We start from the raw sequence: 6273 nt of genomic DNA, 5'->3' as shown, positions 1-6273 counted from the left end.
TAATAATGGAGTGATACTCTTGGGGTTGTGCGGGTGTAGTTCAATGGTAGAACGCTAGCCTTCCAAGCTGGATGTAAGGGTTCGATTCCCTTTACCCGCTCCAAGAAAACGAAATTGTAAATTAAAAGAAAAGTGAGGATTAAAAGTAATGTCTAAAGAGAAATTTGTAAGAAATAAACCACATTGTAACATTGGTACAATTGGTCATGTCGATCACGGTAAAACAACTTTAACTGCAGCTATCACTAAAGTTTTATCTGAAACTGGTGGAGCAAAAGCGGTAGCGTATGATCAAATAGATAAAGCGCCAGAAGAAAAAGAGAGAGGTATAACTATATCGACAGCGCATGTAGAATATGAAACTGAAAAAAGACATTATGCTCATGTAGATTGTCCAGGTCACGCTGATTATGTAAAAAACATGATTACAGGAGCTGCTCAAATGGATGGAGCAATTCTTGTAGTAAATGCTGCTGATGGACCTATGCCACAAACTAGAGAACATATTCTACTAGCAAGACAAGTTGGTGTACCAGCAATCTGTGTATATTTAAATAAAGTAGATCAAGTTGATGATAAAGAAATGATTGACTTAGTTGAAGAGGAAATAAAAGAGTTATTGACTTCTTATAAGTTTCCTGGAGACAAAACTCCAATTGCAAAAGGATCTGCTCTTGCTGCTGTAGAGGGAAGAGATGATGAAATCGGAAAAAATTCTATTTTAGAATTAATGAAAAATGTAGATGAATTTATTCCACAACCTGACAGGCCTAAAGATAAAGATTTCTTGATGCCTGTTGAAGATGTTTTTTCAATATCAGGAAGAGGTACAGTGGCAACTGGAAGAGTAGAGTCTGGTGTGCTTAAAACTGGTGATGAGCTTGAAATTGTTGGTATTAGAGATACAAAAAAATCTGTTTGTACTGGTGTAGAAATGTTTAGAAAACTTTTAGATTCTGGTGAAGCAGGTGATAACGTTGGTGTACTTTTAAGAGGTGTGGAGAGAACAGATATCGAAAGAGGTCAGGTTCTTTGTAAACCAGGTTCAGTCACACCACATACTAAATTTGAAGCTCAGGCATATGTTTTAAAAAAAGAGGAAGGTGGAAGACATACCCCTTTCTTCACAAAATATAGACCACAGTTTTATTTTAGAACAACAGATGTAACTGGGGAAGTAGAATTACCAGCTGGTACAGAAATGGTTATGCCAGGTGATGATGCTAAATTTACAGTAAAATTAATAACACCGATTGCGATGTCAGAAAAATTAAATTTTGCTATTCGTGAAGGTGGTAGAACTGTTGGAGCTGGAGTAGTAACTAAAATTATAGAGTAAGCTCTATATAGGAGTGTAGCTCAATTGGTAGAGCGCCGGTCTCCAAAACCGGAGGCTGAGGGTTCGAGTCCCTCCGCTCCTGCCAATTATTGTAAGAAAAAAAATGAAAAACCCAATTAAGTTTATTCAGGAAGTGAAACAAGAGGCTTTTAAAGTGTCTTGGCCTACGGGTAAGGAAACACTGCAAGGCGCCTTGATGGTTTTCGCTATGGCAGTAGTAATGTCTTTATTTTTTTTACTTCTTGACCAAGTTTTAAAATTTTTTTTAGAATTGTTACTTAAGGTAAGTATATAATGAAAAATTGGTATATTGTTCAATCTCATTCAAGTTTTGAAAATAAAGTTGCTGGTTTGATTAAAGAAGAAGCTGAGAAAGCAAAAATATCAGATAAATTCGAGGAAATTGTTGTACCAACCCATGATGTAACTGAAGTAAAAAGAGGAAAAAGAATTCAAAGAAAAAAAAAGTATTTTCCAGGCTACGTGCTAATTAAAAGTGAAATGGACAATAACATTTATCACATGATAAAAAATATTAAGAGAGTAAGTGGTTTTTTAGGTACAAAAGGTATGCCAGTACCAGTTTCTGATAAAGAAATTGAGAAGATCTTGGGACAAATAAAAGATGGTGTAGCCCAGCCGAAATCTGGTATAGAGTACAGCGTAGGTGAAAAAGTTCAGGTAGTAGATGGACCTTTTGCATCATTCAGTGGAATGGTTGAGGGAATTGATGAAGAAAAGTCTAGACTTAAGGTTTCAGTTTCTATATTTGGTCGTCCTACACCTGTTGAATTAGAATATAATCAAGTGGAGAAAATAAGTTAATGGCTGCGAAAAAAGAAATAAGTGGATTTATAAAATTACAAATAAAAGGTGGTCAAGCTAATCCTGCTCCACCCGTAGGTCCTGCACTAGGTCAACGTGGAGTAAATATAATGGAATTTTGCAAAGCATTTAATGACAAAACAAAATCGTTAGCGGGAAAACCTGTTCCAGTTGAAATTACAGTTTATAAAGATAAAAAATTTGATTTTAAAATAAAATCTCCTCCTGCTTCCTTTTTTATTAGAGAGGCTGCTAAATTAAAAAGTGGTTCGAAAGAACCTGGAAGAAATATTGTAGCTTCAATTACAAAAAAACAAGCTGAAGAAATTGCTAAGCAAAAAATGAATGATTTGAACGCTTTAGATTTAGATCAAGCAGTAAAAATCATTTCGGGTTCAGCTAAATCAATGGGTATAGAGGTTAAAGAATAATGAAATCTAAAAGATTTAAAAAACTCCCTGAAAGAACGAAAGAATTAAAATCAGAGTCTATTGAAAAATTATTACCTTTATTGAAAAAAAATTGTACTACTAAATTTGATGAGTCATTAGACTTAAGTTTTCAGATAAACAATAAACAAAAAAAAAATGAGATTAATATTAGAACAGTGGTCAATTTACCAGGAGGAACTGGTAAAAAAATAAAAGTTGCTGTGGTTTGTGAAGACGCTAAAGCACAAGAAGCCAAGAATGCTGGAGCAGATATAGTAGGGAATGATGAATTTATAGAAAAAATTAAAGCTGGAGAGCTTAATTTTGAAAAATTAATTTGTACTCCTGGAATGATGGTAAAACTTTCTAAACTTGGAAAAGTTTTGGGTCCAAAGGGACTTATGCCTAATCCAAAACTTGGATCTGTTTCAGAAAATATTAAAGAAGCTGTAACTAATGCTAAGTCTGGTCAAGTTGAAATAAGAAATGACAAAGATGGAAACATAGGCGTGAGTATTGGTAAGAAATCTTTTCAAGATGATCAGTTACTTAAAAATTATAACGCAATATTAGAGTCTTTAGAAAAAGAAAAATCAAACAATACTCTTAAAGGAGATCTAATTAAGAATATTTTTGCTACATCAACTATGGGCGTCTCATATAAAGTAAAATTATCGAAGGCAATATAATATGATGAACAAAGAGCAAAAAAAAAATTATATCGCTGAAATGACTGCACAATTTGAAAATAGTAAAGCAGTAATGGTAACTCATTATCAAGGTTTGACGATGCCGCAATTAGATGAACTTAGATCACAAATGAGAGAAAAGGGAATTGTTTTTAAAATCACAAAAAACAGAATAACTAAACTAGCAATTGAAAAAACTAAATGTAAAGATTTATCAAAATTGTTTACTGGCCCTACCGCGGTTGCATTTGGTGAGGACGCAATAATGTCAGCAAGAATCCTTTCTAAATTTGCTAAAGATAACGAAAATCTAAAACTTATTGGTGGAATAATGGATAATGAGGTTTTGGATCAGACAGGTGTACAAAATGTAGCAAATTTACCAACGTTAGATGAAGCTAGAGCTAGTATTATTGGAATTTTAAATACTCCAGCATCAAAATTAGTAAGTATTTTTCTTGCACGATCGGAAAAAATGAGTAGTTTGTCTGCAGAAAATTCTGAAAAAACAACCTAAAGAGTAGATTATGCCAGACCTAAATAAAATTATCGACGACCTATCAAAATTAACTGTTGCTGAAGCAGCAGATTTATCAAAACAATTAGAAGAAAAATGGGGTGTAACTCCAATGGCAGCAGCAGCACCTGCAGCAGCAGCTGGTGGAGAAGCAGCTTCAGATAAGGATGAATTTACAATTATGTTAGTGTCAGCGGGAGACAAAAAAATAAATGTTATTAAAGAAGTAAGAGCAGCAACATCACTTGGACTAAAAGAGGCAAAAGATTTAGTTGAAGGTGCACCTAAAGAAGTAAAAGCAGGTGTTCCTAAAAAAGAAGCTGAAGAAATTAAAGCTAAGTTAGAAGCTGCAGGCGCAAAAGTAGAACTTAAATAAATTAATTAGAAAGAATTCAAAAGCTGATTACTTGTTAATCAGCTTTAAATATAGATGCAAATATCTTTTACTGAAAAAAAGAATATTAGAAAAAGCTTTGGTAAACTAAAAGAGAGTTTATCTATTCCAAATCTTATTGAAGTTCAAAAAAATTCATATGATGAGCTGACAGACTTTAACGCTGAAGCTGAAATAACAAAAGGCTTTGACAGAGTTTTTAAAAGTATTTTTCCTATCGATGATTTAAATGATAAAGCAACATTGGAATATGTATCGTACAGACTAGAAAAGCCAAAATTTGACGTTGAGGAATGTATTGCAAGAGGTTTAACTTATTCGTCTGCTTTAAAATGTACTCTAAGATTAGTAGTTTACGAAATTGATCAAGAAAACAATACAAAAGATATTTTATCAGCTAAAGAACAAGAAGTTTATATGGGAGAAGTACCAATGATGACAAATAGTGGTACTTTTATAACTAACGGAGTTCAAAGAGTAGTAGTAAATCAAATGCATAGAAGTCCAGGAGTTTTTTTTGATCACGACAAAGGTAAAACTCATGCTAGTGGTAAATTGCTATTTAATTGTAGAGTTATCCCTAATAGAGGATCTTGGTTAGATTTTGAATACGATGTTAAAGATTTTTTATATTTCAAGATAGATAGAAAGAAAAAAATTTTAGCTTCTACTTTATTATTAGCCTTGGGATATACAAAATCTGAAATAGTAAATGAATTTTATGATAAGGAACAATATTTATTTGATTCAAAAACTGAAAAATGGAAAACAAAATTTAATCCTGAGAATTATAAAGCTAAAAATTTTTCAGAAGAGGTAATAGATGCTAAAACTGGTAAAGTAGTTATAAAACTTGGGGAAAAGATAAATTATCTTAATGCAAAGAAACTTTTCAATGATGGATTAAAAGATATACTGGTTTCTAAAGAGTCTTTATATGGAAAATTTTTACACAAAGATATTAAAGTAAATAATGAGGAAGATGGGACATTTAAAATTGGTACTGAATTAAATGATACAGTTATTAAACAAATTTTAGATGCAAATATTTACAGCTTAGAAATATCTGTCACAAATTCGATAAATAAAGGTCCTTATTTATTGAACACAATATTAAATGATAAAAATAATTCTAAAGATGAAGCGATTACAGAAATTTATAAAATGCTTAGACCTGGTGAGCCACCAACAATTGAAATAGCTACTCAAATTTTTAATAATTTGTTTTTTAGTTCTGATAGATATGATCTTTCAGATGTTGGAAGAGTAAAAATGAATTCTAGACTAAACTTAGAGTGCTCAGATAAAATTACAATTTTAAGAAATGATGATATTATTGCAATAATTCACAAAATGTTAGAATTAAGAGATGGAAAAGATGATGTTGATGACATAGACCATTTAGGCAATAGAAGAGTAAGATCAGTAGGTGAATTAGTAGAGAACCAAGCTAGAATTGGTGTTTATAGAATGGAAAGAGCTATAAAGGAAAAAATGACAACTCTTGATGTCGAGTCGGCTATGCCTCAAGATTTAATTAATGCAAAACCTTTGACAGTTTCTTTAAAAGATTTTTTTGCAAGTTCACAATTGTCTCAATTCATGGATCAAACAAATCCATTATCCGAAATAACTCATAAAAGAAGGGTTTCTGCTTTAGGACCCGGTGGGTTAACAAGGGAAAGAGCTGGTTTTGAAGTGCGTGATGTTCATCCGACTCATTATGGAAGAATTTGTCCGATAGAAACTCCTGAAGGACCAAATATTGGTTTAATCAATAGTCTCTCAACTTATGCAAAAATTAACAAATACGGTTTTATTGAAAGCCCATATAAAAGAGTAAAAGATGGAGTGGTTCAAGATAAAGTTGAGTATTTGTCAGCTATGGAAGAAACAAAATTCACTATTGCACAAGCAAATACAAAAATTGACAAGAATGGAAAAATTACAGAAGAATTAGTTTCATGTAGGCAAAATTTAAATTTTTTATTATCTAAACCAGAAACAATTGATTATATTGACGTTTCACCAAAACAACTTGTTTCTGTTGCAGCATCTTTAATTCCATTTTTAGAAAA

Annotated in this window: 8 protein-coding genes and 2 tRNA genes; all 10 read left to right on the top strand. The window is 32.1% G+C overall.

Translation table 11 applies throughout. The features are described from left to right. Positions 1 to 29 precede the first annotated feature (29 nt). A tRNA-Gly gene (locus AMN70_RS02430) sits at positions 30 to 103 on the top strand. A 45-nt stretch (positions 104 to 148) separates the two neighbouring features. Next, positions 149 to 1339, top strand: a complete 1191-nt coding sequence (gene tuf / locus AMN70_RS02425) for an elongation factor Tu (protein WP_075501427.1) — start codon at positions 149 to 151, stop codon at positions 1337 to 1339. Positions 1340 to 1348: 9 nt separating this feature from the next. Further along, a tRNA-Trp gene (locus AMN70_RS02420) sits at positions 1349 to 1424 on the top strand. An 18-nt stretch (positions 1425 to 1442) separates the two neighbouring features. Beyond that, on the top strand, positions 1443 to 1634 hold the full coding sequence (gene secE, locus AMN70_RS02415; RefSeq protein WP_075501425.1) for a preprotein translocase subunit SecE: 192 nt from the start codon (positions 1443 to 1445) through the stop codon (positions 1632 to 1634). After that, positions 1634 to 2164 (top strand): transcription termination/antitermination protein NusG, encoded by a 531-nt coding sequence (nusG, locus tag AMN70_RS02410; protein WP_075501421.1) that lies wholly within the window; start codon positions 1634 to 1636, stop codon positions 2162 to 2164. Before secE ends, nusG begins: the two co-directional genes overlap by 1 nt. Then, positions 2164 to 2595 (top strand): 50S ribosomal protein L11, encoded by a 432-nt coding sequence (gene rplK, locus AMN70_RS02405; RefSeq protein WP_075501420.1) that lies wholly within the window; start codon positions 2164 to 2166, stop codon positions 2593 to 2595. Before nusG ends, rplK begins: the two co-directional genes overlap by 1 nt. Further along, complete coding sequence (gene rplA / locus AMN70_RS02400; protein WP_075501418.1) at positions 2595 to 3284, top strand: 50S ribosomal protein L1; 690 nt, start codon at positions 2595 to 2597, stop codon at positions 3282 to 3284. The genes rplK and rplA overlap by 1 nt, the downstream gene beginning before the upstream one ends. Positions 3285 to 3288: 4 nt before the next feature. Next, positions 3289 to 3801, top strand: coding sequence for a 50S ribosomal protein L10 (rplJ, locus tag AMN70_RS02395; RefSeq protein ID WP_075501429.1), 513 nt, complete (start codon positions 3289 to 3291; stop codon positions 3799 to 3801). Between the two features lie 10 nt (positions 3802 to 3811). Beyond that, a complete protein-coding gene (rplL, locus tag AMN70_RS02390; RefSeq protein ID WP_075501416.1) occupies positions 3812 to 4177 on the top strand; it encodes a 50S ribosomal protein L7/L12 in 366 nt (121 codons plus the stop codon). A 54-nt stretch (positions 4178 to 4231) separates the two neighbouring features. Next, the coding region (rpoB, locus tag AMN70_RS02385; protein ID WP_075501415.1) for a DNA-directed RNA polymerase subunit beta at positions 4232 to 6273 on the top strand (2042 nt) is incomplete at its 3' end.

The sequence above is a fragment of the Candidatus Pelagibacter communis genome (assembly GCF_001179925.1).
In the GTDB taxonomy this organism is placed as follows: domain Bacteria; phylum Pseudomonadota; class Alphaproteobacteria; order Pelagibacterales; family Pelagibacteraceae; genus Pelagibacter; species Pelagibacter ubique_E.
The sequence above is the reverse complement of the archived record's forward strand: the minus strand, read 5'-3'. Positions and strand labels throughout refer to the sequence as shown.